The organism is Shewanella saliphila (genome assembly GCF_014648295.1).
Classification (GTDB): Bacteria; Pseudomonadota; Gammaproteobacteria; order Enterobacterales; family Shewanellaceae; genus Shewanella; species Shewanella saliphila.
In genome coordinates, this window is record NZ_BMQV01000005.1 from 70,965 (window position 1) to 97,142 (window position 26,178).

Sequence of the window (26,178 nt, forward strand, 5' to 3'; positions counted from 1 at the left end):
ATGGTGAATCAAAATGGGTTTATTGTGCCGCGCCCAGTGCGGTTAAGGCAACTTGGGTCATGGTTTGCACGCCTACTTTTAGCGCGCTTTCATCAACATAAAATGCAGGTGAGTGATTACTGGCCACCTGGCTGGCATCTTTATCTGTTGGCGTCACGCCTAAAAAGAAAAACATCCCTGGGGTTTCTAACGCATAGTAAGAAAAGTCTTCTGCACCGGTTATTAATCCCGGCTCAATCAGCATATTGTCGCCCACAACAGAGGCTATCACTGGGCGCATTTTACTGACCAACTCAGGGTTATTTACGGTGACAGGATAACCCGATTGGATCTCCGTCACGGCGGTAGCACCAAGAGTTTTGGCGGCATTAGTGGCAATTTCGGCCAGCTTAACTTTAATGTCGGCGCGCATATCCTGGTCAAAAGTGCGAATAGTACCAATAAGCTCTACTTCATCAGGGATAATATTCGAACGAATACCGCCATTAATCGCCCCAAAACTGACTACGGCAGGCGCTTTAGTGATATCAACCTGACGGCTAATAATGGTTTGTACACTGTTAATGATTTGCGCTGATGCCACAATAGGATCAACCCCGCCCCAAGGGCGTGAGCCATGAGTTTGTCTGCCGAGTACTTTAATGGTAAAAGAATCTTCACTTGCCATGGCTGGGCCTGAACGTAAACCAATCATACCCGTTGGCATGCTTGATGTAACATGCATACCAAATACTTGCTCAGGCTTGCGCTTAGCAAATAAGCCTTCTTTTAACATTAACTCAGCGCCGCCTTGCTCACCTTCTGGTGCGCCCTCTTCGGCCGGCTGGAAAATAAACATCACATCACCGGCCAGGGTGTCTTGTACTTTCACGAGGTTTTCAGCCACGCCCATTAACATCGCGACATGCGTATCGTGACCACAAGCATGCATCACACCGACTTTTTGGCCACGATAAGTGTCAGTTGCTTTAGAGGCAAAAGGCAAATCAACCACTTCGGTCACAGGCAATGCGTCCATGTCGGCACGTAAACCAATTAATGGCCCAGGCTTACCGCCTTTCAATATCGCCACCACACCGGTGTGCGCAATACCTGTTTGCACCTCAAGCCCGAGTGATTTGAGGTGTTTCTCAATCACTTTACTGGTGCGAAACTCACGATTAGATAATTCAGGATGTTGGTGAAGATCGCGACGCCATGCAATGACTTTGCTTTCAACTTGAGCGGTTAATTCTGCGGCATTAGGCACACTGGCCACGGTAGATGAGCTATAAACACTGCTAGCAAATACACTAACAAGCATGAAAGCAAGAGAGGTCAGGCGCATGTAAGGTCCATTTTTGTTGTTATTTGAGCAACAAAACTACCCTGAAACGCCTCTGTTGTTAACTATTTTACCGATTTACTCTGCAGACAATTGTATCTATTTATTAACATATGCGAGTTTATATCGATGGCAGCTGTAAAAATACGACATCATTATCGATGATTTCAAGTTGCCAACCCCGTTTTTGTGCCAGCCATTCAAAGGTCTCTACTGAGTAAAAATTAATATGGGTTGGGTCACTTTTATAGTGCCAATTAATAAATGCCTCTAAGCCAAGCACCCGCTTAGTCATAATGGCTAAAATGCCGCCGGGTAACAAAAGTTGGCTTAAGCGTTCGATTAACTGATGAGCATCGGCAATGTGTTCTATCACTTCGGTTAAACACACAAAATCATATTGCTGATTAAGCACCTGAGTATCAGGGTGATAAAACAAATCATAATTAGCGACACTGACCCCCTGGGCTGCAGCCATTTGACTGAGCACAGCGCCTTCGCCGCAGCCAAAATCTAAGCCTTTGGCATTAAGCCCAGTACGAGCAAGCAATGGCGTAAGTGTACGCGACAAAAACCGTTGGTAACCGACATCGGCAACGTCATTATCGTGTAAGTCATATTGGGCTTTTTCTGCTGTCTCATCTAAATAAAACTGCGCGGGTACCGACACTAAATGGCAGTTCGGACAACGTACATACTGACGATTTTTATCTTGATGAAAAGCAAGGGTTTGCTGATGACACAATGGGCAGGACGACAAAGACAACACTCCAAAACAAGGCAAATATAGTAACTACTCAGACTGCGCTGGGTCGCTGGTTTCTTTCGGGATTTTACGAGTTTGCGCCGCAGCCTCTTGCGCTTGCTGTAAGTATTTTTGCTCGCGGGTTAAACGTTGTTCAGATTGCGCCTGCGCTTTTTCGAGCTGCTGTGCTTCCCAGTCATTTGCTTCATGTTTAGCTAACACTTTTTGTTCACGCTCAGCAGTGGCATTGGCGGCATCACGGGCTTTTTGCAATTGGCTTTGTTCAAGCTCGGCTGATTCAATGCGCGCTTGTTCACCCTTCTCTGACAGGGTCATTTTTTTATGCGGCTTGTCTGTCGCATGAGCATTGATCGTAAGCATGCTGGCAGCACACATTAAAATAATCATTCCAACAAGGCGAGTGTTCATAAGTACGATCCTTTGAGTCCTATCCCTTAAGTTTATCGCTATTATAGCGCTGACGAACTGCCGCTGGCATAGCGGTTAACTTATGGTGCACCATTGCGTTAAACACTGCAAATATTGGCGTGATATCGGCGCCAGGCTCCAGGCTTGCTAGGGTATAAGCCGCAGCCTCAAGGGTAGATAAACTGTCACTGCGTTTGGCTTTGCGGATTACATATTGCGACTCATCGTCACACTCAAGGTGCAGTGACGGATAGTTAAGTAACCATGGGTTGAGCTGTAACATACGGTACGCTTTGCGCCAGGTGCCATCAATTAGCACGATAATCGCTTTATTATCAGCTTCCACCTGACTTGCTGCTTGGCTGTGCTCATTTGGGTACACAATAAACACAGGCCGAGTTTGCGCGGCTAAATACCCTTGCAACTCAGCAAAATCGGCTGCGGTTTCACCGACATAAATCTGAGTTTGTGGCAATGCAAGTTTGAGCAACTTGACGGTATTTTTAGCATGCTCCACCTCAGATGGATGCTGCATAATAATAATGTCAGTAACAGTTGTTGTCGGTTTTACTGCATGACAAATGCAAGCTGACTGTGGGTATTGGCAAGTAGTGCAATATTTTCTTTTCAATCGTTAACTCATATCTTCTTTGATATTCAGATTATATCAAGGGTGCCCCATAAAAAAATACCCGCAGAATGTGGTTAGCATACTGCGGGTTAAAGGTGATATTACTATTATTTAACCTGAGCTCGGGTTATTTAATTAATCGTGTTGTAGTTGCTCTTGATGCAGATGGCTTAAACGGTTCATTGCCATTATGGCGAGCAATACGCTACACAATCCACCCATCACTAACGCAATGGCATAAGGTGCTGGTATGTCTGTTAGTTGGATTAATGCGGTTAAAATCGATGCGCCACTCATTTGCATACAACCTAACATTGCCGTTGCAGTACCTGCGCGTTCACCAAAGGCCGATAAGGCCATACTGGTTGCAGGGCCAAGCAATAGGGCAAAGCCAACACATAGCAGCATCATAGGCGCCATAAAGGCAATACCCGCGGCAACGCCTTGCTCTGGGCCAACTAATTGCAGTACCACTTCAACCACAGCCGCTAACACCATTAACGACAACGCCACTATTACACCAGGGCGATTACCAATGCGTTTAATTAAAACTGGTGCAGCAAAACAGGCCGCGACGTTCACTAAGGCATTGACGCCAAATAAACCACTAAACATCAGTTCTGATATACCTAAGTGGCCAATTAACCATACGGGTGAGTAAGATACGTAACATAAAATAGAAGCCATCGCGATCATGCAGCATGAGGCATAAAACATAAAGTGAGCATCACCAAGCACTGGCTTATAACGACCCCAACGGTAAAGTGGGCCGGTACTGTCGGTGTTAAGTGGACGTGTTTCCGGGAAGCGGAAACCAACAATAAATAATACGATTACCGCATAAATGGCCATAAAGATAAAAGTGGAACGCCAGCCAAACTGCAATGCTAGCAAACCGCCTAAAGTGGGCGCTAACGCAGGTACGACACAAATAGCCCCATTTAGATAACTGTACATCGACACACTTTGCTTGCGATCGTAACAGTCGCGCACCGCACTAAACACCACAATAGAGGTAGAACATGCAGCTAACCCTTGAAACACACGGGCAATTTGTAACAGTTCAAATTCAACCGCATACGCGCCCAATAAACTGCTGATACCGTAAAGCACAATTCCAAATAAGGCGACGGGTCTGCGGCCAAAACGGTCAGCTAAAGGACCAATTAATATCTGCCCAACACCCATAGCAAATAAAAATAGTACTAAAGTAGACTGCACCTCACTGTTCGACACCCCATAATCAAGTGCCATTGTTGGCATTGAGGGAAGATAGATATCGATTGCCAATGGGCTTAGCAGAACCATAAACATCAATAGTGGCAATAGGTTACGACGCATAATATTCTTTCTCTTTGTGAAAACAAGCTAAAGGTCACCCTTAATGGAGCGCTATGATAAGTCAAATGGAGGTATGAACAGAAATGATATAAAATCCAAAGTGAATTTCCATTTGAGAATATCTAATGAACCTAGATAACCTAGCGCGTGTTGACCTTAATTTACTGGTTATTTTACAAGTGCTGTTGGAGGAACAAAGTGTCACTCGAGCGGCTCACCGTTTGCACCTGAGTCAATCTGCGGTAAGTAAAAGTTTAAACCGCCTACGCGAAGCATTAGATGACCCATTATTTCAACGCACAGCTCATGGACTTAAGCCGACCGCGCATGCGTTAGCTTTACGACAAAAGCTTTTGCCAGTACTGCAAAACTTATATCAGTTAACTCAACCACCCACATTTCATCCTGCCAGTAGTCAGCGCCATTTTACCTTTTCTATGGTCGAAAGTGCTTATGAAACATTAATTCCGTATTTTATCGGACCATTGTTACAACAAGCACCATCGATAAAATTAGATTCATATGTGTGGACTGAAAAATCGATGCAGGATTTACAACAAGGGCAAATCGACTTTGGTATTGCAGGCAGAGACATTCATCCACAAAGTGACTTTAAGATAGAACATGTTCCCGAAGGGATCGAATACCAAACGCTATTTAACGACCATCAAGTGTGTTTGGTCCGTCAAAACCACCCTATTTTAAAGGTTATCGAATCGGGTCACTGGGATCAAAATCAATACTTAGCCATGTCTCATGTGCAAGTAAGGTGTGAAGGCAACGATTGGTGGGCACTAGATTACCACTTAGCCAATTTAGGTCTGCACCGCCACTTATCAACCACAGTGCCAGACTTTTACGGCGCCGCCAGTGTGTGTGCGCATACCGACCTTATTTTTACCCTGCCATCGAGTTTTGCCATCCATGCACAAAAACTCTATTCGTTAGAGTCGATCCCATTACCATTTGACTTTATGCCGATGGCGTATGTGTTTTTATGGCATGAACGCAATAATCAGGAGCCTGGACATCAATGGTTTCGTGAGCTTATTTTTAACAGTGTCGATAATGCCGTTGCCAGTAATCGTATCAACCAATTTGTCATGCCAAAGTAACAGATTACCTTCAAGCAAGAAATTTGTGACTGAGCGGGCTCAAATACTAGGGCCTGTCCATTAATGATTGCGCCAAATGCGCCCGTTAACCGCCTTGTTGAGTTTACTGCGATCATTTTAGAGACACTGATTTAGCTCCCTCTGATATTGTTATTTTTACCGATAGGTTTTATCGGCATAACCCTGTTAAGCCGAAAATATTTGGGTAAACAAGGTCAACCTCTTTTACATCGGCCCTGCACGACAAAGCTATTAGTGCATCTACTTGCATCAAGTGACCTTAGCCTTCTCATATCATTACAGTTTTAATCGAGTTGCTAGGTCAAAACATTAACGAGGTTTAACGTGACATATTATGTCCGCATATTGCACACTGCATGTTCAACAATCATACATATTTCAGGCGAGGATCCTCAGCTGACGGCTTTTAGCCCATCAGTTCTGTCATTAGTTGTCACTGATTAGCTTCATTAGATGAGCACATTCAGTACGTTAAATAGACATAGGATAAACCGCATTTAGGAGCCAACATGAACGTTAACCAAGCATTTAATAGCGCCAATTTTAAACATCGTGTGACGAGTATGAACCCTATTTTGGCATTACTGATGGTTTTTGCTATGACCTTAGTCGCCCTTACATTACTGCCATTTTTATTATTGTTTGGCTTAATCAGTTTTCTCACCTTGCGATTTTTGGGTAAAAAAATGCTGCGTCGTCAGCAAGCTGAACAAGCACACGCGTACCAAAACTACGCCAATGTACAACGCGAACCCACAGCGCCTTATGCTGATATGTTTAAGCGCTCAGGAACAAGCCAGGCCTCAACGACAGGCAGAACATTCGAACACCAGGCTGATTAGCCCGGCAAAAAAGCTTACCGACAGTTTGCTTAAGCGTTGGGGATTTTCGAAGTGCTAGGGAAAAAGGTTGTTGCAGAGTCGTGCTTGTTACGGGGCTAAAAAACCGTGACAGCGGCTATCGATACAACCAACAAAACGCTTTTAAGCATAAATAATAGAACAGCGCGATTAAGCTGCCTTTAACGATTAACGTCCCGATGTATGCAATCGTTAAGCTAATCTCAACATCAATATCTAAATACCAAAAAATACTTTGAGCAATACTCAGTGCCACAACTAAAGACAGCCAATGAACCAAACCGCTTTCGCGAGGGTCGGTGCTTTTCATGATCAGAAAACTCCCTTTTTAACTCGTTGAAAGTGGCCCCAGCAGCAACTTAGCTTGTTGCAAAGCAATCATTTCATCTTCACTCGGATTAAGCTCAATAACACTGTCGATTTGCATCGCCAACGATTGCCATAATGGCTCAATAACCTCTAAGTGTTCGTCATTGCCATGGGTCTTGGCTAAGGTAAGCAGATACGCGGCTTGCACCACATCAATACGGCCTAAAATACCGTCGGCTAATGCCACACTGAGCTCTATCATTGCAGTCACATTGTGACCATACTTAATTGCTTGGTGCAAATAACCTTCAGCTTTAACACGCTGCTGTTGGCTGGCATTGTCGTCATGCAAAATGTGACTGCCACAATGCAGCATAGCATCAACTTGCCCTTGATCTGCCGCCTCGAGCATCCATTGCTCGCTGGCTGCTAAGTCAGATGAACAGCCCAGGCCTTCAGCCAACATTAATGCCAAATGAAACTGGGCATTGGGATAACCTGCTTGAGCCGCCTTATTAATCCACAAAAATGCATTTTCAAACTGTTGGGCCTGGTAGTACAACACTCCAAGGTTAGACATTGCCTCAGCGTTTTCAGCATTGGCAGCAAGGGTGAGTAAACGTTCGGCCTGAACCAAATCAACCTCAAATTGGTCGCTGCCCACAAGATAAAAAAAGCCTTGTAATGCTTGCGCTTCGACAATGCCACTGTCGGCCGCCTGCGCAATTAACAGCTCACCCTCACAGAGATTGACCTCACCGCGATAGCCGTGCAATAAACTAACACCGTGTTCAAATATAGCTGCGTGATGCTGCAGTGAAGCCAACTCAAACCAATAACCTGCTTGAGCAAATGCCTCTGCTGCGGTGCTGTGTTCACCCTTGGTCGGCAGCTTGCTTTGAGTTGAGCTAACATCAGCGTCTTGTGCCAAAGCTTGCTCTTGTCCTTGTAACATAAGGCCTTTGGCTTTTAACGACATCCCCACCAAATATTGTGCTTCTGCGTCATTATTCATCACCGCGCGGTAACACAAATCTCGCCCCGCAAACGAATCAAAAGGCTCAAAGGTATAACTCGGCGAAACTTGTTGATGCACCACGGGATAGAGTTTATCGACCAGACGTAAAATATTGGTTATCGATTTTTCAGCTATCGTGACCAATTGCGCCTGGGTTAAGTGGTATTTTTCAGGGTGAGCACCACGATTACCGTCACTGCGTAAACGGTGTAACGCACGCACAATGGGAGGGTCAATTAGCCTAGCGGTGTGTAATTGTTCAATGCGGTCGTATAAATTAGGGCTAGAAAACATCAGCCCATGAGGGGTAGCTAACTGGCTGGCAAGCTTATGAGTAAAGCTGCGAATATACACCAGTGCTTGGGTTGGAATATCACGTACATAACTTTTAGCTAAGCGATAATCTTCAGTTAATTGCTCGGAGAAACCATCAATAAACGCGGTATCATTCAACAATGGTTTCTCCTTTTTGCAGCAACTTATTTATCGGTTTCTACCGGCTGACGGTTAACCATATACAATCTAAATAAGGCAATATTGACAAATAAACCTAAAAACGCGAACAAGGTTTCGACCACCAATTGTAGTGGAAATCCAACCTGGGTAGCTAATTGGGTAAACACACCAGCAAATAACGATAGTGGTACATAAAGCATTAATACTGCAATGGTTTTAAATGCAATTGAGCCAGCACTAAAGCTAAAGCTCTTTTTAATGGCTTCTAAAGGCGTTAAGCGTTCAACCACAACCATAAAGTTGACATAGGCTAAGCGGGCAAACAAATACAGGCTCACCACAAGTCCAATTAACCAAAGTGGTCCAAATGCAGCAAAAATCATTACAGGCGCTAAAATCGCTAAACCAGAAAAGACGCCCGCTAATAATAACGGTGGTACAAACGGTAAGCTGGCTTTTAAAATTTGCCCAGACGATAATTCATGGCCTTGTGAGCGCAATTCTAAAAACAGCGTTAGCGCAGCAATAAGCAATGAAAACACCAATAAAAGCAACATCATCACGGCTGCGTGAGATGCACCAAATTGAGGGTTTTCAGGGTCAGCCATTAGCATTTCATTACCAAGCCACAACTGAATTGCCACTTGGATGACTAACAAAGGTAAAGTCAGTGATGCCAGCTGACGAATGTGGTTTCGAAAAAAGTTTAATGCTTCAGTCAAAATAGCAAACAATGACATGTAAATTCCAATAATCGATTAATCAATAAATATGGCGCTTAGGATACCCAAAAAAGCGTCAATTTGCACAATCGAAATGCGTAAATAATCGATCTCCTGTCGCATTTAGCTATTTCAGGGTAATATAGCAACCAAGTTTAGCCTTTCATTATATTTTACAGGACAAGCATTATGAAATTAGCATCTGCATTACCGATACTGTTTACCGTCTTAGCTATCTCTACACCTGCATCAGCAAGTTGGTTAGATAAAGCATCTGAAGTGGCTAAAAAAGCAGTGGCGACACCTGCAGCGACAGAAACAGCAGAACAAGCAAGTACCAGCGGACAATCAACTGAATTAGTTGGCAGCGTTATGTCACAGCTTGGTTTAAGCCAAACTCAAGCAGAAGGCGGCCTTGGCTCGCTTTTAAGTTTAGCGCAAACCAATTTAGGTGATAATGATTTCAGCCAATTAACCAGCAGCATTCCTAATGCAGACAGCTTATTGGCTGCAGTACCTTCATTGTCATCAGACAGCGGTATGTCAGGCTTATTATCACAAGCCGGTGACCTAGGCTCAGCGTTACAAGGTTCTGCCATGGTGTACGACGCATTTGAAAAGTTAGGCATCTCGAAAGAGTACATCGCGCCAATGGTTGATATTGCTAAAAACTACCTAGAACAAAGCGGTAGCGAAGGCACAGTTGGTTTATTAACCCAAGGCCTAGGCTCGCTTTTATAAGCACCATATCGCAATTGGTTAACATTAATTAATCCCAAGCCATTCGCTTGGGATTATCATTTTTGCTAGCATTAAATTGATGTAGCCTCAATAGTGGAGTCAATATGATCGCCAAGCTAAAACAGTTTATTCAATCGCATGCACAAGAAAGTAGCCCTGAAGAAAAAGCCCAGCACCTTAATTTAGCCGCTGCGACTTTGCTGCTAGAAGTGGTTTATGCTGACGAAAAACTGGCTGACGCCGAAGCTGCTATATTGCCCGAAATGCTCATTAATACCTTAGGCATTAGCGCTGAACAAGCTAAAACCTTAGCTGACGAGGCCAAACAAGCGCGTCATGATGCTATATCGCTATTTGAGTTTACAGCTGAAGTTAATGCTCAATTTAGCCTCGAAGATAAACATACCTTATTGTTGTCGATGTGGCGTTTAGCTTATGCCGATGGCGAGTTATCGCAATATGAAGATCAAATCATTCGCCGCACCGCAGATTTACTTTATCTTAAGCACAGCGAACTGATCCAAATGCGTAATATTGCTATTCAGCAAACTAGCTAAAAAGCCCTAACTCGTTTGTAATTGCTTACGTTGTAAATGTGCCTTTTGCCACCACATGAAGGGCGCAACAACCGCAATCAACACCATGACATACAACATGTTTTCGGCCAAGGCGATGCCTATCCCAATACAAAACACACAACCTGTCGCCACTAACGGTAAATACCGCTTGCTGAGTAACTTTGCTGCCGACAACATGGCCAGTAAGTAAATAATCACAAAAACCCCATTACTCCAGGCAATTAACGTTTCTAAGTCGTGCCCAGAATAAAAGGTGAGTACAATCACCACCGCCATACTGCCAAGAATGCCAAAGAGTGCTCTAAACGGCACACCATGACGATTTAACTTCACAAAGTATCTGGGCAAAATACCTTCTTTACTAAAGCTCCACAATAAACGCGCAGCGCTCGCTGAATAGACGTTTACAGTCGCTAAGCCGCTGGCAATACCTAAAATCCCAATCACTTGTGCACCGTAACCATGCAAAAAGCTGTCACTGAGTAGGTAATCAAACGCACTTATCATTGCTACACCAGCTTTGTCCGTAGGCACCATTAACAGTAAAAATGTACAGGCAAGGTAAATGATCCCAACAAGCACTGTGCCCATCAATATGGCGGGCAGCATGTCTTTGTCTGGACGGCGAAAATCACTGGCTAAATGCGTCATCGCCTCTATGCCTAAAAAGCTCCAAAAACCAATACCCAGAGCCACCATTACTGTATCTATTTGCGGGTGGCTGGCTTGATTAAATGACTCAAGCTGCTCAGAGTTAAGCCCGCTGGCACCAAATAGCAAAGCCACCACAGTTACAATGGCTAAGGTTAATGCAAATTGCAGCTTGGCTGATACTTGAATACCGCGCACATTCAGGCCCATTAGCAATAACACCACAACCAGCTCAGCCACTAACTGCCAACTGCCATGCAGTGGTATCAAGGCATTCATAAACTGCAGTGTCATTAAAATAGCCGCAGGGGCGCCAATTGGGATCACCAATAAGAAGATTAACCCTACGGTTCTGCCCGCCGTGCTACCGAAAGCTTTTTCGACAAAATAAGCCGGCCCTGCCGCATGAGGAAAGCGGCTCGCCAATAAACCAAACACTAACGCCACCGGAATAATCGCCAAGGTTAAAATAAACCAAGCCAAAAGCGCTCCAGAATCAGCCACCGCAATGGTCATCTGCGGTAAAATAAACACACCAGTGCCCAACAATGTGGTGGCCATTAACCCTGCGCCTTGCCAACGTCCAATAGTTCCTGTTATCTGATTCATAATGTTATTCTTGCTGTGATATATTGCGATATTATATGTGGCATTGATTCAACATTCTGCGGGTTAAACAGCGCAAGTTGCACTTGAAAACCGACAAAATGACAGATAATACATCTATAACCGCCAGTATGACGGCTAAGTCATGTTAGCGTTTATTCAGGAATACCGACATTGGATAAATTTGATAAAGCGATTATAAGCGAATTACGCCGCAATGCTCGACAGAGTATTTCGTTCATTTCCGAACAAGTGAATTTGTCACGCAGTGCAGTGACGGAGCGGATTAAAAAACTTGAACAAACCGGCGTTATTCGTGGCTACCAAGTGTTGCTCAGTGAATCGCAAAAACAAGGCGTATCAGCCTACTTTGAAATTCAACATCGTTGTGCCCGCTGCGCAGAAGTGATTCATATTTTTAATACCATTCCTGAGGTCATTACTTGCCAGGGGATCACTGGCGATATGGACTTACTGGTTTATGTTCATGCCAATTCAATGCAACGATTACATGAAATCCGTGAATTTATTGATGCACAAGCTGACATCATTAAAATCAAAACCCATGTTGTGCTGAGCGAGTGGATTAATAATCAAGCTTAACAATACTCGCTGTGTGAGATTTCCAATAAAAGACTGCGTTAATTCTTACAAATCAAGCACACTTGGCGTTACACTTATAATCGTAAATTATCTTCTACATGAGTCAATATGCAACAACAAACTAGCGCTGATATGAATTTATTATGGGGTCAATTAATCCTCGAAGAGCTCGCGCGTTTAGGCGTTAAACATGTGTGCATGGCACCAGGGTCTCGTTCAACGCCGTTGACTTTAGCAGCCGCCAGCCAAACCAAGTTAACTCGTCATATTCATTTTGACGAACGCGGTTTAGGCTTTATGGCGCTCGGGCTTGCTAAGGCCAGTAACGCCCCTGTTGCTATCATCACCACCTCAGGGACTGCAGTAGCAAACTTATATCCTGCAATAGTAGAAGCCTGGCTCACCCATGTGCCTTTAATTATATTGTCAGGCGATCGTCCCAATGAGTTGATTGATTGCGGAGCAAACCAAGCGATTGTGCAGCCCGCTATTTTTGCAGGCTACGCCAAACAATTGAATTTACCGACACCAGATATCGCTTATCCTGCTAATGCTTTATTATCCACCATCGACCATGCAATCGCCAATCAGCATCAACCGGTGCACATCAATTGCATGTATCGTGAGCCGTTATACCCGAGTGAGCTCGTCACATTGGCCCATGTAAAAAAAACCGCCAGTGTCACTACAGCCACTTACTTAGCGCCGCTAAACGCATGGTTTGACAATAATAAACCCTTAACTCGTTATGCTGCGCTTAACGGTTCAGAGTTACCCACCACAGACACTTTAATGCGCTTTGTGCACGGCAAAGGGGTGATTGTTGTGGGAACATTATCACCTGCAGATAACCCGCAGCTTATTGTTGCATTGGCACAAAAACTCGGTTGGCCAGTTGTTGTTGATGCGCAATCACAATTACGCCAGCACCCTGGGGTTATAGGTCATATTGATCAATTATTGCTAAATACCAAAGCCAGTAAGTTACTCGAACAAGCTGAGCGAGTATTAGTGTTTGGTGGTCGTTTTATTTCAAAACGTCTGATCCAGTATTTAGCCCAACAACATTGGCACAGCTACTGGCAAGTGTTAAGCCACAGCGACCGTTTAGATCCAACCCATCAACATAAACAAGTATGGCAAACCAGCGTGCAAGCGCTCTGTCAATTGCCTTGGCCGCGTTCATCAGACGCCAATTGGGCACTGCCATTATTGCCATATAATGAGTCTTTAGAATCACTCCTTAAGCAGCAAATTGACAACACTAGCTTTGGTGAGGCTCAGGTGGTTAGAGCCATTGCAGCAAGCCAAACCGATCAACATACCTTATTTATTGGCAATAGCTTACCCATTAGGCTTTACGATATGTATGCCCCTATTGCGACCAATACGCCTGCGATTTACACCAATCGCGGCGCCTCTGGTATTGATGGTCTTATCGCCACGGCATGTGGGGTAGCCGCTGACAAACAAACGCCAACTACATTGATTATTGGTGATTTATCTTGTTTGCATGACCTTAACTCAATGGCACTGCTCAAACAGATGACTTGCTCATTTGTGCTAGTCATTATCAACAATGATGGCGGCAATATTTTTAACTTATTGCCAGTGCCCAGTGAAAACTTGCGCAATGACTTTTATCGCTTAAGCCATGGGCTAGAATTTGGTTATGGTGCTGCAATGTTTGGCTTGGCTTATCGACAAGTTGACGACATTGAGTCGTTCCAGCAAGCGTATCAAGAGGCATTTGAGTTTAACTGTGCATCAGTTATCGAAGTCAATGTCGCGCCAAATCAAGCCAGCGATCAAATTGCGCAAATTAACCAATGGGTGAAACAACACTAATGGTCATCATCCGTCGTTTTGGCCACCCCAATTTACCCGCACTGGTGATGTTGCATGGCTTTTTGGGTAGCAAAGACGACTGGTCTATTTTAATGCCACATCTAAGCCAATACTTTCATTGTATCTGCATCGACTTACCGGGCCATGGCGCTAACCACTTGGTATTAGACTCCCCCGGATTTCGCCAGGTTGCCGCGCATATCGTTGCTAAAGTTAGCGGACTTGGCATTAAGCAGTTTCATTTACTTGGGTATTCATTGGGCGGCCGTATTGCATTGCATATTGCCAAAGATTTTCCTGACTCTCTGCTGAGTTTAACCCTAGAATCTGCTCATCCAGGGTTAACCGATGACACCCAACGTGATGCGCGCGCCAAAAGCGATGGTTTATGGGCTAGAAAGCTACAACAGTTACCCATAACAGCCTTTTTGTCGCTATGGTATCAACAGGCAGTATTTAACGACCTTAGCAAACAACACAAACAGCAGTTAATCACCTTACGCAGTCATAACGCCCCTGAGCGCCTGAGTAACTGCTACCTTGCCACTTCACTTAGCTTACAACAAGACTGCAGAGCCGTATTGAGCCAACTGTCATGTCCGTGTTATTACCTGTATGGCATGGATGACACTAAATTTGCTCAGGTGGCTAAAGATTGGCAGGCTGAAAATGGCAAAGATCAATTACAACTGCAACCGCTAGCAGCTGCAGGACACAATATACATAGCCTTCACCCTAAATTATTTAGCGACACACTACTGACCTTACTTAATCCATCCCATCCAGCTTAGGAGGCGTGATGCAGCCTGTCGACGAGTTAACCATTAGCGCGGTCTCTTTGTATCGATACCATATTGCGCTCAACCCGACCTTGCCGGTAGCCAAACAGCGTATTGATCACCGCAAAGGTGCATTAATCGTCGTCACCCTGACCGATGAGCAACACCATAAACAACAAGCTTGGGTTGAAATAGCGCCGTTATCAGGCATTGATGTTGAAGGGCTGGCCATTGAAGGCTTTAGCCAAGAGTCACTCGATGATGTCATTGCCTCTTTATCACATAGCGCAACGTTACTCATTGGTAAGTCGCCTAATGAATTAATCGCTTTAGCCGCCACATCACCTTTGCCCTCTGTCGCATTTGGGTTGAGCTTATTGCATGCCAAAATCACTGAGCAATTGCCCTGTAGGATTGATAACCCACACACCCAGTCGGCAACAGTACCACTGGTTTATGTCGGCATGAGTGAGCAACAACTGCAGGCTAAACTGCTGCAAAATGGCACCATAAATAGCGTAAAGGTCAAAGTGGCACAAACCACAATGGAACAAGAAATTGCCTTTATTTACCGAGTGCTAGAACTTGCACCACAGGTGAGTTTGCGACTTGATGCCAATCGAGGTTTTAGCCTAGAGCAAGCCATCGACTTTTTGGCCTGTTTACCCAAAGACAAAATAGAATACATTGAAGAGCCTTGCATTAACCCTGCAGATAACCCACAAGTTTATCTGCAACTCGGTTTACGCTATGCCTTAGATGAGTCACTAAACTCACCTGCGTTTGATGTTGTTAATGCGATAAAACAACAACCCGGAATTGGCGCGCTCATCATTAAGCCTATGTTGCTCGGCTCGCTTGCGGGTTTACAGCGCATGATCGAAGCCGCCCACAGTCATGGCGTACGCTGCATTTTAAGCTCTAGCTTAGAGTCCGATATCGGTATTAATGATTTACGGCTTGTCAGCCAGGCCTTAACGCCTAACGAAACTCCTGGGCTCGATACATTAAGTGCATTTAGGCAAACATTACTGCTGACAACACCGACTTCAACCCAACTCAACCAAAACGCCCTGTCGTTAATTAATCATGCGGGTGAAGAAAATGAGGCAGCAAACTCTTTATGATGATCTCGCCATTACATCAAACCGCCTTAGCGACCCCAACTGCGATTGCCATTGAAGATGGCCGCGACACTTACAGCTTTTCAACCCTAAGCTCAATGGTGAGTAACTTAGCCATGTCGCTACAAACACAAGGGCTACAACGTGGTGATATTGTGGGGTGCTTGTCGCACAACAACTTAGAAATGATTTGCTTATACTGGGCCTGTATCGACTCGGGCTGGGTGTTTTTACCGTTATCGCCACGGTTGTCTAACTCGCAAATCAATCAGCTTATTGACACTTACCAGGTCAGTTGGTTATGGACAGACAGCCCAGGCAGGCTAACTGATATTGCTGTCACGCATGACTTAAACGTGTCACTTTGCATGCAAGCGAATCCATCGCCAGCGGCCGTTAAAATATCGCCCCATATTGCGTCTAATATTATTTTAACCTCGGGCTCTAGTGGCACCCCTAAAGCTGCGATGCATTGTTTATTGAATCACCTTGCCAGTGCCCAAGGCTCAGCAAGCTTTATCCCTTTAACTGCTAACGATGCCTGGCTGTTATCTTTGCCGTTATTTCATATTGGCGGCTTAGCCATATTACATCGATGCACCTTAGCCGCGGCCCGCATTGTACTCCGTAATACAGCCATATCTTTGGCAGAGCAACTGCAGCAAAGCACCATTAGCCATGTGTCATTAGTCCCCACACAAGCTTTGCAAATCTTAACCCAGCAGCCCAGCGCACTCACCCGAGTTAAGGCGTTATTATTAGGCGGTGGCATGATAGAGCCGCAACTCATTGATAGCCTAAATGCACTCAATATTAACGCTTACACTAGTTATGGCATGACTGAAATGAGCTCGCAAATTACCACGGCAAAAGCAAACCTCGCTGGCCATCATGGGCGCCCTTTACCTGCTCGGCAGCTCAAGCTAGTCGACGGGATTATTTGGGTTAAAGGAGAGTGCTTATTTTTAGGGTATCTAACCCCCCAAGGGGTTTCACTGCCAGTTGATGAACAAGGCTGGTTTTGCACTCAAGATAAAGGTCAGCTTAATGACAAAGGCCAGTTAATGATTTCAGGGCGAGTAGACAATATGTTTATTTGTGGCGGCGAAAATGTCCATCCAGAACAACTTGAAGCCGTACTGATGACACACCCTAACGTGGCTCAAGCCATGGTATTTGCCATGTCCGACCCCATTTTTGGACACTTACCCGCAGCAATTATTGACTATGTTGATAACAATGGCGATGAGCTGGTCGGCTCGGCAGATATCAATTCAATTAACATTCAATTGAGTGAGTTAATAGAGCAAAAGCTAGCCCGTTTTATGCGCCCAAGACAGTATTTTAATTGGCCTAAACAGGTCATATCGAGCGGCATTAAAGCACCCAGAAAATTGATTATTGCAGCAGTGCAACAGCCGTAGAATGAAATAACGTTATTGCTTATGCTAAAAACAAAAAACCTGCCGAAGCAGGTTTTTAGTTTAAAAGCGTAAAGGAGAAGATTATTCCATACACGCTTTAAGCTTGTTCATGGCATTTTTTTCTAACTGCCTAATACGCTCTGCCGACACCTGATAAGTTGACGCTAACTCTTGCAATGTTGTTTTATCATCATCTAACCAGCGGGCGCGAAGAATGTGCTGACTGCGCTCATCTAAGGTTTTAATTGCTGATAATAAACGCGCTTGAGAATTGGCTTCCCAGTTGTCGTTTTCAACCTGCTCAGCTAAATCTGAAGAATGGTCTTCTAAATACAATGCTGGAGCAAAATCGTGGTTATCGTCATCGCTGTCGTTGGTAAGGTCAAACGCAGGATCTTGCGCCGCCATGCGTGACTCCATTTCAGTCACATCCGCCTTGGACACTCCAAGGTTTTCAGCAACCATAGTCACCTCAGCGTCACTAAACCAACCTAAACGTTTTTTAGATTTACGGATATTAAAGAATAACTTGCGTTGCGCTTTCGTGGTGGCAACTTTTACGATACGCCAGTTTTTAAGCACGTATTCATGAATTTCGGCTTTAATCCAATGTACTGCAAATGAGACTAAGCGAACACCTACGTCGGGATCAAAACGTTTTACCGCTTTCATCAAACCAATGTTGCCTTCTTGAATAAGGTCGGCTTGAGGTAAACCATAACCTGAGTAACCTTTAGCAACGTGAACCACGAAACGCAGATGCGACATAATTAATTGCTTTGCAGCTTGTAGATCGCCTGTTTCTTGTAAACGCTTGGCAATATCGTACTCGGTATCCGCGTCTAGCATATCAATGCTAGTCACCGACTGGATGTACGCTTCTAAACTACTACTGCCTCTAGGGACAGTCAGTGCCATTGATTGCGTTTGATAAGTCATTCGCTCTCCTACTACATTCAAAAAATTTACTTCAGTTTGCTAAATACGCTTTATGAAACCCAATGGTTCATCTACTTGTAGACTCGATTTAGCTGATGAACTATCAACTATATGACATCATATGTCAAATCAGCTTCAGCTCGATTAATATTTTCACCGCTAGCCAGTCATATTGCAAGTGAACAATCGTTCATTAATAGACTCACTAATACTATTATATTCCTCAAATTATGAGGGTTCAATATTACGTAAATGTTGTCGCACTGATAAATACGAGCCTAACCAACCTAAAAATGAAGCCAACAACACCAGCTTAATAAGCTCAGCAAAAGTTAATGATTGAATGGTTAATTGGCTGCCATACAATCCTAATAACTCGGCCAGTGCGCCATCGAGATACCACACTAAAATATTAATAATAAGCCAGGCTAAAATACCGCCGATCACTCCGTACCAAATGCCAGTATACAAAAAAGGCCGTTGAATAAAGGCTTCGGTTGCGCCCACCAGCTTCATCACTTCAATTTCAGTGCGGCGGTTCATAATGGCTAAGCGGATGGTGTTACCAATCACCAACACCACAGCTAATACGAGTAATGCCGCAATGGCCAGCACGGTTTTTTCGAGTAATTTAAGCAGTGCTTGCAAACGTTCTAGCCACTCAATATCGAGTCGGCCAAAGTTGACTTCAGGCTCACGTTCTAATTTAACGAGTAACTCACGCGCACCCGTTGGGCTTGAGTATTTAACTGATGGGGTTACGGTAACCACTGCAGGCAGTGGGTTGTCATCTAAGTACGATAAGGCTTCGCCAAATCCAGATAAACGCTGAAACTCTTCTAGCGCCTGGTCGCGACTGATATAGCTTACGGTTTCAACTTCGCGAAACGCTTTAACACGCGACAATAAACTTTGAATCGATTGCTCACTGCGGCCGGTATTAATAAATAACGAAATTTCAGCCGCGTTGTTCCACGATTGGGTTATATTTTCAGCATTTTTAACTAACACCTGCAATGCAGCAGGCAAGCTTAAGCTTACTCCCAGTACGGCCATGGTCATAATCGATGACACGGGGCTGCGCCACAGTTCACCCATACTCGACATGCCTTGTTGCACATGACGAATAAAAAACATCACGATACGCCCGCTCAGTGGCAGCTTGCTTTGGGTAATGTTGGGCTTTTTACTCATCGCATTACTTCCCTGTCTGTGCTTTCGCCGCCAAGCATTCTGCCTTGACGCAAGGTAAAGGTACGGTATTTCATTCGGGCGATTAAGCCTAAATCATGGGTGGCGATTAACACGCTGGTGCCTGAGTCATTAAAGGTTTCAAACAGGCGTAAAATGTCCATCGACAATTTAGGGTCTAAGTTACCTGTTGGTTCATCGGCTAACAGTAATGGCGGCTTATTCACAATCGCGCGGGCAATACCGACACGCTGCTGCTCACCACCCGACAACATAATCGGCAGGTGACGCTCTTTGCCATATAAGCCAACCATATCAAGCGCACCCGCAACCCGTTTGCGGATTTCACCGTGGGAAAAACCTTCAATCACTAACGGCAAGGCAATATTGTCGAACACGCTCTTATCCATTAACAAATGATGGTTTTGAAAAATCATCCCAATGTTACGACGCAGGTAAGGCACATGTTTAGGACCTACATTGGCAATATTGTGGCCGTTAATCGACACTTTACCTGCGGTAGCACGCTCAATCACTGTGATCAATTTGAGTAAGGTACTTTTACCTGCACCTGAATGGCCGGTTAAAAAAGCCATTTCACCTTGTCGAAGATGAAAGTTGACGTCCATCAGGGCTTTTTGCCCGCCTGGATAAATCTTACTGACCTGCTCAAATTGGATCATAGATTATTGGTCCGTTTTTTCCTGACTGAATAACGCTTCAATAAAATCATTGGCATTAAAGGTGCGTAAATCATCTATTTGTTCACCCACACCAATATGACGAATAGGAATATTAAATTTATCCGCAATCGCAAAGATCACTCCGCCTTTAGCGGTACCATCAAGCTTGCTAATGGTTAATCCTGTCACGCCAACAGCTTCCTGGAATAACTGTGCCTGGCTAATGGCATTTTGACCGGTGCTTGCGTCTAAGGTTAGCATCACTTCATGAGGCGTATTCGGGTCGAGTTTTTTCATCACTCGCACCACTTTTTTAAGCTCTTCCATTAAGTGGCTCTTATTTTGTAAGCGCCCCGCTGTGTCGGCAATCAGTACGTCTACTTTACGTGCTTTAGCCGCTTGTAATGCATCAAATAACACCGATGCGCTGTCGGCCCCAGTATGCTGCGCCACAACAGGAATATCATTGCGTTGACCCCAAACCTGCAGCTGTTCAACCGCTGCTGCACGGAAAGTGTCACCTGCCGCTAACATGACAGATTTACCTTGATTTTGATACTGTTTTGCTAGCTTGCCTATTGTGGTCGTTTTACCAACACCATTGACGCCTACCATCAAAATAACAAATGGGCCGTCGGCATTGTCTGGTACCAAAGGAATGGCAACTGGCTCAAGCATTTTTTGCATTTCTTCGCGCAGTAAATCGTATAGTGCTTCAGCGTTTTTAAGCTGTTTACGAGACGCATGTTCAGTTAAGCTTTTAATTAATTTAGTGGTAGTCTCTACGCCCACATCGGCAATTAATAATTGCTCTTCTAGCTCTTCAAATAAGTCATCATCGATTTTTTTACCGCTAAATAAGCCAATAAAGCCTGATCCGATGTTTTCGCTAGTGCGCATTAAGCCACGTTTTAAGCGGGCGAACATGCCTTCTTTTTTAGGCTTTTCTTGTGGCTCGTCTTGCAGTTCGAGCTCAATGGATTCAATAGGTGTTTGTTCGAGTGCCAACTTTTCAGCGGCCGCAGCCTCTTCGGCAATCGCTTCAGCTTCTAGACGTGCTTGCTCTAGGCGTGCTTCTTCTGCCACCTGTTGCTCGGCTAACTCTTGAGCGGCCAATTGCTCTGCGGCAAGCTTTTCAGCCGCAAGGCGCTCTGCTTCAACACGCGCTTGCTCGGCGCGTTCATTGTCAATGCGGATTTGCTCTAAACGTTCAGCCTCTATACGGGCAGCTTCTTGTTCAGCTTGTTGCGCGGCTAACTGTTCAGCGGCGAGCTTTTCTGCCGCTAATGCTTCCGCTTCAGTAGCAAGGCGTTCTGCTTCAACACGCGCTTGCTCGGCGCGTTCATGTTCAATGCGGATTTGTTCTAGGCGTTCAGCCTCTATACGGGCAGCTTCTTGTTCAGCTTGCTGCGCAGCTAACTGCTCTGCCGCGAGTTTCTCGGCGGCCAATGCTTCGGCTTCGGCGGCCATACGCTCAGCGTCAACACGAGCCGCTTCTATTTGCGCCGCTTCAGCTGCTTGTTTTTGTTGCTCAGCCTGTTGAGTTTGCTCTGCAGTGTCGGTGGCAACATCATGCGAAACCTCTGCATCAGTTTGTTGCTGCTCTTCAACTTCAGGGGCGGGCTTATCTTTACGAAACCAGGAAAAAAAACCTTTCTTTGCCATGTTTGCTACCAATATTTATATGCTTAAAAATTCAGTTGAAGCCGTTTGTTGCATCTCTGTGCAGTAAAATGATGAATACTCACATTTAATCACCAGTTTGATATAAAATAACGACGGTTCAGATTGTGGCATAGTCTACCACTTTCTTTTTTCTTTGTTCAGGCAAAATCACGAGGGTGAGATGGCTAAAAAAAACACCAGCAGCGGTCAGGTGCGAATTATTTCAGGTCAATGGCGCTCACGTAAGCTGCCTATTCATGATTTAGAAGGTTTACGCCCAACAACCGACCGTGTTCGCGAGACCCTATTTAACTGGATTGCCAGTGATATTCGTGGTGCTCGAGTACTCGACTGCTTTGCCGGCAGTGGCGCTTTGTCACTTGAAACCTTATCGCGTTATGCTGAATTTGCCACCATGATTGAACTGCAAAAAAACGCGGCGAATCAATTAAAACAAAACCTTGCTACCCTGCAATGTCAAAATGCCGAAGTGATTAATGGCGACAGCCTTAATGTCCTCGCCAAAGGCACTCAACACGGTTTCGACATTGTGTTTATTGACCCACCATTTCGTAAAGAACTCGCAACCAAAGCTATTGAGTTATTAATGGCTCAACAGTGGCTCAACAACAACGCCTTAATTTATGTTGAAACCGAGTCTGAGCTTGCGACTTTACCTGTACCAGCTTCTTGGGTTCCATTGAAAGAGAAACAAGCCGGCCAGGTGATTTACCGACTTTATCAATATCAAACGACTATCACATCGGCGCAGTAATCATGCTCAGCAATCTAAAATTAAACGATACAGCACGAAATGATCTCATATTAGTCGGTAAAACCGCCACATTGTCGATGTGGGGATTATTCGCCTATGGATTTTTTGTATTTAGCCAAGATGTTGCCACCTTATTGACTCTTGTTGCTGCATTTACTGCTGTGATGCATTTGTTATTGCTATTTTTGGTGTACCTTAGCCCTCAAGTTAAACGCCAACCCATCATAAAATACGCTCCCATTTTGTTGTGGGGCATCTTTGCCTTAGGTCAGATTAAGCGTCAGTCGCTCAACACATAAAAATTGATTTTTTGACATAAAAAAGCCTCGTTAATTTAACGAGGCTTTTCTTTAAAGTCGATGCTCTATTACTTTTTAGGGTAAGGGTGAGCAACACCTTTGTGACAATCTACACAAGTTTTTCTGTCTTCAGGTGCTTTTTTGAAGTTCATGCTGTGCATTCTAACCGCCATTTTCTTCATCGTTTCTGGCTGATCTTCGTAAATACGTGTGTGACAGTGCTGACAGTTAGCAGAGTCATTGCTACGGAAGTATTCTAATGCTAAATCAGCTTGCTCTCTACGGTTTTCATCTAACCACTCTTGAGTCATAAAGCCATCGATAGTCATTAAGCCAATTAAGTCTTTAGACACGATGATTTTCTTAATCAAGTAGTCAACCGGGCCGTGAGGTAAGTGACAATCTTGACATTGAACAGTCACACCGGCTTTACCGCCACCGTGAGCTGACGCCATGACTTCATCTCTTAACGAGTGATCACGGTGACATGTCATACAAAAAGCATCGCTACTTGTTGCATGTAATGTCTGTTGTGTTGCGAAATAGCCTACGACACCCACAATTACACCAACCACAATAAGTGCAATAATTGAGTACTTCGCGCTTGGTTTAAATAGTGCACGCCAGTTCATTGTTCAATCTCCATAATTTGCTAAAACTACATTTCTAATATTTGTATGTGTAGTTTAGGATTTTTTAAAATTAGAAAATTGATTCTAGTCGCTATTTTTATGATTCCTTATCAAAAATTATCTAAAATGCGAACTAGATCGTGTCAATGACATGGTGTCAGACTAAAAACTCACAAAGCCTGTAAGTACACCTACTTTTTACAAGGTCTAATTACGCGATATGATCTCGTACAAAAGATATCGACCTAGAGCCAACAAGCCCTAGGTAAAGGTTAAAAATGCGTGCTTGCGCATTGTTTGCCACCTGCTATACATTTATAATGTGTTGGATTGTTTTTATTGGCTCACTTTTTAGGATGTTATGCGTAAACACATTCGCCATTATCTTATTGCTATTTGCACTTTGTTATCCTTATTGGGACAAGGTGTGTTAGCTAATGGCTATACGATGATAGCGCCTAATGACATGCCAATGCCCCACCACACCGCTAACACCTCAACTACAAGCAACATGGAAAATGGCAGCGATTGTCATAGCATGATGATGCAAGAGCATGACATCCAAGAAAGCCATTGTTGTGATAATGCCGGGGCATGCGGAAGTGATTGCAGCCACTGCTTTACGATAAGCTTTACCGGCACCGTGTTTTCGACTGATATGAGTGTCAGCCCAGCCCCTGTTGAATCAGCCATCATATTGCCTATAGAAGAATTAATCTCTATTGACGGGACCCCTGCGTTCCGCCCTCCTATCGTTTAATCCCTCGCATTGAGCCGACAGTGATGCCGGCTACATAAATTCGACTTGTATTTTTAAACGATTTTTTCGTGGTTTATCTCGCGTATTCACTGTGCACTTTTACTGATTGCACCTCGCGTTTATCCATGATTAGAGGTTGATATGAAACACTCTTTTTATATTGCGCTATTTACTAGCGTATGCCTTTTAGGCTGCACGACTTTTTTTCCTGCTTTTGCTGCCACTGAGCCTAGCACTCATGAGCAACACCAAAGCAGTTACTACTGCCCCATGCACCCTGAGGTCACCAGCCATGAGCCTGGCAGCTGTCCTAAATGTGGCATGTTTTTAATCGCAAAAGAGACCGATGCGACAACATCACATACTGACGAAGCAACTCAAAACCACGAGCAGCATCAACACAATTACTATTGCCCCATGCACCCAGAAGTCACCAGCCATGAGCCGGGCAGCTGTCCTAAATGCGGCATGTTTTTAATCGCAAAAGAGACCGATGCGACAACATCACATACTGACGAAGCAACTCAAAACCACGAGCAGCATCAACACAATTACTACTGCCCCATGCACCCTGAGGTCACCAGCCATGAGCCGGGCAGCTGTCCTAAATGCGGCATGTTTTTAATAGAAAAAGACACCGATGCTGAACCGGCAATGGATCATAAGCACATGACGCCAGCGGCTAAAAAAGTATTTGAGCAACCCATTAGCTCGCTAAAACCGACTAAAAAGGCGCTTTCGACAGCCAAATCCAGTCGTAGTGATAAAAGCAAATACATCTGTCCAATGCACCCACATGTGGTGTCGGACACACCTGGCAGCTGTCCGATTTGCGGGATGAACTTAGAGAAAGTGACCGTCGCCGATACCGCACAAGAAGTGGTCGTTGGGGTTTCTGGTGGTATGCAACAAGCGTTAGGGATGCGCAGCCATGTGGTGACAAAAGGCAGTTTATCTCGCCAAGTCAACACCATAGGCACAGTGCAATACAACGAAAATACCATTGGCCATGTGCACACTCGTGCCACCGGCTGGATTGAAACCTTAATGGTCCATAATGTGGGTCAGCAAGTCAAAAAGGGCCAGTTACTGTACGAGTTATATTCGCCTGAACTGGTCAATGCACAAGACGATTATTCGCAGGCACTGGATTACCTACAACAAGATAAAAACCGTGGCAGCATATTATTGAGCAAAGCGCGTAAGCGCCTAGAATTATTAGGCGTCGATGACACAGTGATTAAACGCCTAGAAACCACGGGAGAAACCGTATTCCGAGTGCCATTTTATGCACCTCAAAGCGGTTTTATTAGCGAACTCACTATACGCCATGGCATGTATATTCAACCGGGTGACACCCTGTTTGAAATAGTCAATTTAGACAGCGTATGGGTAATAGCAGATGTATTTGAAAACGAGCAAAGCTGGTTAAGCCTGGGGCATAAAGTCAGTGTGAGCGCCGCCGCGCAAGGGCTATTTGATATTGAATCCAGTATAGATTACATCTACCCAGAGCTCGACACTGTCACACGTGCCATGCGAGTAAGAGTGCAACTCAATAACGTGCAAGAGCGGCTTAGACCTGGCTCTTTGGTGGATGTGACCTTATACGGCCAAGCAAAAGACAATGTACTCACGGTGCCAACCGAAGCGTTAATTTTAACCGGTCGTGAAAACAGAGTGGTAGTGCAGCGTGACGACACGCGCTTTGCCTCCGTCCCAGTCAAAATTGGCATGATGGCCCAAGGAAAAGCAGAGGTGCTTCAAGGCTTAAATGAACATGACAAAGTGGTGGTGTCAGGACAGTTTTTACTGGACTCAGAAGCCAGTATTCAAGGCAGTTTGCAACGTTTAAGCAGTGCTGCTGTGCAGCCATCCGCAGCAGTTCACCAGCATTAAGGGGCTTTGT

General features: G+C 44.7%; 27 protein-coding genes. 13 read left to right on the plus strand and 14 right to left on the minus strand.

Translation table 11 applies throughout. The features are described 5' to 3' along the window. Positions 1-19 precede the first annotated feature (19 nt). The 5 genes from IEY48_RS04235 to IEY48_RS04255 form a co-directional block, all read right to left on the minus strand. The gene (locus IEY48_RS04235) at positions 20-1,303 is read right to left on the minus strand and encodes an amidohydrolase (RefSeq protein WP_373293693.1); all 1,284 of its coding nucleotides are present in this window, start codon (positions 1,301-1,303) and stop codon (positions 20-22) included. A gap of 142 nt (positions 1,304-1,445) precedes the next feature. Continuing rightward, a complete protein-coding gene (locus tag IEY48_RS04240; protein ID WP_188917597.1) occupies positions 1,446-2,084 on the minus strand; it encodes a class I SAM-dependent methyltransferase in 639 nt (212 codons plus the stop codon). A 33-nt stretch (positions 2,085-2,117) separates the two neighbouring features. Continuing rightward, positions 2,118-2,498 carry a hypothetical protein gene (locus IEY48_RS04245; protein ID WP_229786316.1) on the minus strand — a complete coding sequence of 127 codons (381 nt, stop codon included), beginning with the start codon at positions 2,496-2,498 and terminating at the stop codon, positions 2,118-2,120. A gap of 19 nt (positions 2,499-2,517) precedes the next feature. Further along, positions 2,518-3,129 carry a tRNA-uridine aminocarboxypropyltransferase gene (locus IEY48_RS04250; RefSeq protein ID WP_188917599.1) on the minus strand — a complete coding sequence of 204 codons (612 nt, stop codon included), beginning with the start codon at positions 3,127-3,129 and terminating at the stop codon, positions 2,518-2,520. A gap of 135 nt (positions 3,130-3,264) precedes the next feature. Next, on the minus strand, positions 3,265-4,470 hold the full coding sequence (locus tag IEY48_RS04255; RefSeq protein ID WP_188917601.1) for a multidrug effflux MFS transporter: 1,206 nt from the start codon (positions 4,468-4,470) through the stop codon (positions 3,265-3,267). 125 nt (positions 4,471-4,595) lie between these two features. On the opposite strand from IEY48_RS04255, the gene IEY48_RS04260 reads away from it, so the two are divergent. Beyond that, positions 4,596-5,585 carry a LysR family transcriptional regulator gene (locus tag IEY48_RS04260; protein WP_188917603.1) on the plus strand — a complete coding sequence of 330 codons (990 nt, stop codon included), beginning with the start codon at positions 4,596-4,598 and terminating at the stop codon, positions 5,583-5,585. Between the two features lie 530 nt (positions 5,586-6,115). After that, entirely contained in the window at positions 6,116-6,448 is a 333-nt protein-coding gene (locus IEY48_RS04265; RefSeq protein ID WP_188917605.1) for a hypothetical protein, read from the plus strand. Between the two features lie 115 nt (positions 6,449-6,563). Here IEY48_RS04265 and IEY48_RS04270 read toward each other — a convergent pair whose 3' ends face one another. From IEY48_RS04270 to IEY48_RS04280, 3 genes are read right to left on the minus strand one after another with little or no spacing between them, the layout of a single operon-like run. Then, positions 6,564-6,776 (minus strand): hypothetical protein, encoded by a 213-nt coding sequence (locus tag IEY48_RS04270; RefSeq protein WP_188917607.1) that lies wholly within the window; start codon positions 6,774-6,776, stop codon positions 6,564-6,566. Positions 6,777-6,794: 18 nt separating this feature from the next. Continuing rightward, positions 6,795-8,249, minus strand: coding sequence for a tetratricopeptide repeat protein (locus IEY48_RS04275; protein WP_188917608.1), 1,455 nt, complete (start codon positions 8,247-8,249; stop codon positions 6,795-6,797). A 23-nt stretch (positions 8,250-8,272) separates the two neighbouring features. Continuing rightward, a complete protein-coding gene (locus IEY48_RS04280; protein WP_188917610.1) occupies positions 8,273-8,989 on the minus strand; it encodes a hypothetical protein in 717 nt (238 codons plus the stop codon). Between the two features lie 171 nt (positions 8,990-9,160). Here IEY48_RS04280 and IEY48_RS04285 point away from each other — a divergent pair, with 171 nt between their 5' ends. Then, positions 9,161-9,712, plus strand: a complete 552-nt coding sequence (locus IEY48_RS04285; protein ID WP_188917612.1) for a DUF2780 domain-containing protein — start codon at positions 9,161-9,163, stop codon at positions 9,710-9,712. 104 nt (positions 9,713-9,816) lie between these two features. Next, positions 9,817-10,269 carry a tellurite resistance TerB family protein gene (locus IEY48_RS04290; protein WP_188917614.1) on the plus strand — a complete coding sequence of 151 codons (453 nt, stop codon included), beginning with the start codon at positions 9,817-9,819 and terminating at the stop codon, positions 10,267-10,269. Between the two features lie 6 nt (positions 10,270-10,275). Here IEY48_RS04290 and yjeH read toward each other — a convergent pair whose 3' ends face one another. Further along, positions 10,276-11,550 carry an L-methionine/branched-chain amino acid transporter gene (gene yjeH, locus IEY48_RS04295; protein WP_188917616.1) on the minus strand — a complete coding sequence of 425 codons (1,275 nt, stop codon included), beginning with the start codon at positions 11,548-11,550 and terminating at the stop codon, positions 10,276-10,278. Between the two features lie 171 nt (positions 11,551-11,721). On the opposite strand from yjeH, the gene IEY48_RS04300 reads away from it, so the two are divergent. The 5 genes from IEY48_RS04300 (at position 11,722) to menE (ending at position 17,325) form a co-directional block, all read left to right on the plus strand. Continuing rightward, positions 11,722-12,150: an Lrp/AsnC family transcriptional regulator gene (locus IEY48_RS04300; protein WP_188917618.1), complete on the plus strand. Its 429-nt coding sequence runs from the start codon at positions 11,722-11,724 to the stop codon at positions 12,148-12,150. Between the two features lie 108 nt (positions 12,151-12,258). Continuing rightward, entirely contained in the window at positions 12,259-13,998 is a 1,740-nt protein-coding gene (gene menD / locus IEY48_RS04305) for a 2-succinyl-5-enolpyruvyl-6-hydroxy-3-cyclohexene-1-carboxylic-acid synthase (RefSeq protein ID WP_188917620.1), read from the plus strand. Then, positions 13,998-14,789, plus strand: coding sequence for a 2-succinyl-6-hydroxy-2,4-cyclohexadiene-1-carboxylate synthase (gene menH / locus IEY48_RS04310; protein WP_188917622.1), 792 nt, complete (start codon positions 13,998-14,000; stop codon positions 14,787-14,789). The genes menD and menH overlap by 1 nt, the downstream gene beginning before the upstream one ends. A gap of 8 nt (positions 14,790-14,797) precedes the next feature. Further along, positions 14,798-15,904, plus strand: a complete 1,107-nt coding sequence (gene menC / locus IEY48_RS04315; protein ID WP_188917624.1) for an o-succinylbenzoate synthase — start codon at positions 14,798-14,800, stop codon at positions 15,902-15,904. Further along, positions 15,901-17,325 carry an o-succinylbenzoate--CoA ligase gene (menE, locus tag IEY48_RS04320; RefSeq protein ID WP_229786317.1) on the plus strand — a complete coding sequence of 475 codons (1,425 nt, stop codon included), beginning with the start codon at positions 15,901-15,903 and terminating at the stop codon, positions 17,323-17,325. Before menC ends, menE begins: the two co-directional genes overlap by 4 nt. Before the next feature lie 81 nt (positions 17,326-17,406). Here menE and rpoH read toward each other — a convergent pair whose 3' ends face one another. The 4 genes from rpoH to ftsY all read right to left on the minus strand — a co-directional run bounded on the left by rpoH (position 17,407) and on the right by ftsY (position 21,803). Next, positions 17,407-18,264, minus strand: a complete 858-nt coding sequence (rpoH, locus tag IEY48_RS04325) for an RNA polymerase sigma factor RpoH (RefSeq protein WP_188917625.1) — start codon at positions 18,262-18,264, stop codon at positions 17,407-17,409. 228 nt (positions 18,265-18,492) lie between these two features. After that, positions 18,493-19,458 (minus strand): permease-like cell division protein FtsX, encoded by a 966-nt coding sequence (gene ftsX, locus IEY48_RS04330; protein ID WP_188917627.1) that lies wholly within the window; start codon positions 19,456-19,458, stop codon positions 18,493-18,495. Continuing rightward, the gene (ftsE, locus tag IEY48_RS04335) at positions 19,455-20,138 is read right to left on the minus strand and encodes a cell division ATP-binding protein FtsE (RefSeq protein ID WP_188917629.1); all 684 of its coding nucleotides are present in this window, start codon (positions 20,136-20,138) and stop codon (positions 19,455-19,457) included. The genes ftsX and ftsE overlap by 4 nt, the downstream gene beginning before the upstream one ends. Before the next feature lie 3 nt (positions 20,139-20,141). Then, positions 20,142-21,803, minus strand: a complete 1,662-nt coding sequence (gene ftsY / locus IEY48_RS04340; RefSeq protein WP_188917631.1) for a signal recognition particle-docking protein FtsY — start codon at positions 21,801-21,803, stop codon at positions 20,142-20,144. A gap of 181 nt (positions 21,804-21,984) precedes the next feature. Between ftsY and rsmD the strand changes: the two genes are divergently transcribed. Beyond that, entirely contained in the window at positions 21,985-22,578 is a 594-nt protein-coding gene (gene rsmD / locus IEY48_RS04345; protein ID WP_188917633.1) for a 16S rRNA (guanine(966)-N(2))-methyltransferase RsmD, read from the plus strand. A gap of 2 nt (positions 22,579-22,580) precedes the next feature. Beyond that, entirely contained in the window at positions 22,581-22,877 is a 297-nt protein-coding gene (locus tag IEY48_RS04350) for a DUF1145 domain-containing protein (RefSeq protein WP_188917635.1), read from the plus strand. 68 nt (positions 22,878-22,945) lie between these two features. Here the strand turns inward: IEY48_RS04350 and IEY48_RS04355 are convergent, their stop codons facing one another. Further along, positions 22,946-23,509 carry a NapC/NirT family cytochrome c gene (locus tag IEY48_RS04355; protein ID WP_188917637.1) on the minus strand — a complete coding sequence of 188 codons (564 nt, stop codon included), beginning with the start codon at positions 23,507-23,509 and terminating at the stop codon, positions 22,946-22,948. A 361-nt stretch (positions 23,510-23,870) separates the two neighbouring features. Between IEY48_RS04355 and IEY48_RS04360 the strand changes: the two genes are divergently transcribed. Next, complete coding sequence (locus tag IEY48_RS04360; protein WP_188917639.1) at positions 23,871-24,269, plus strand: hypothetical protein; 399 nt, start codon at positions 23,871-23,873, stop codon at positions 24,267-24,269. Positions 24,270-24,410: 141 nt separating this feature from the next. After that, positions 24,411-26,168, plus strand: coding sequence for an efflux RND transporter periplasmic adaptor subunit (locus IEY48_RS04365; RefSeq protein WP_229786318.1), 1,758 nt, complete (start codon positions 24,411-24,413; stop codon positions 26,166-26,168). Positions 26,169-26,178: the final 10 nt, after the last annotated feature.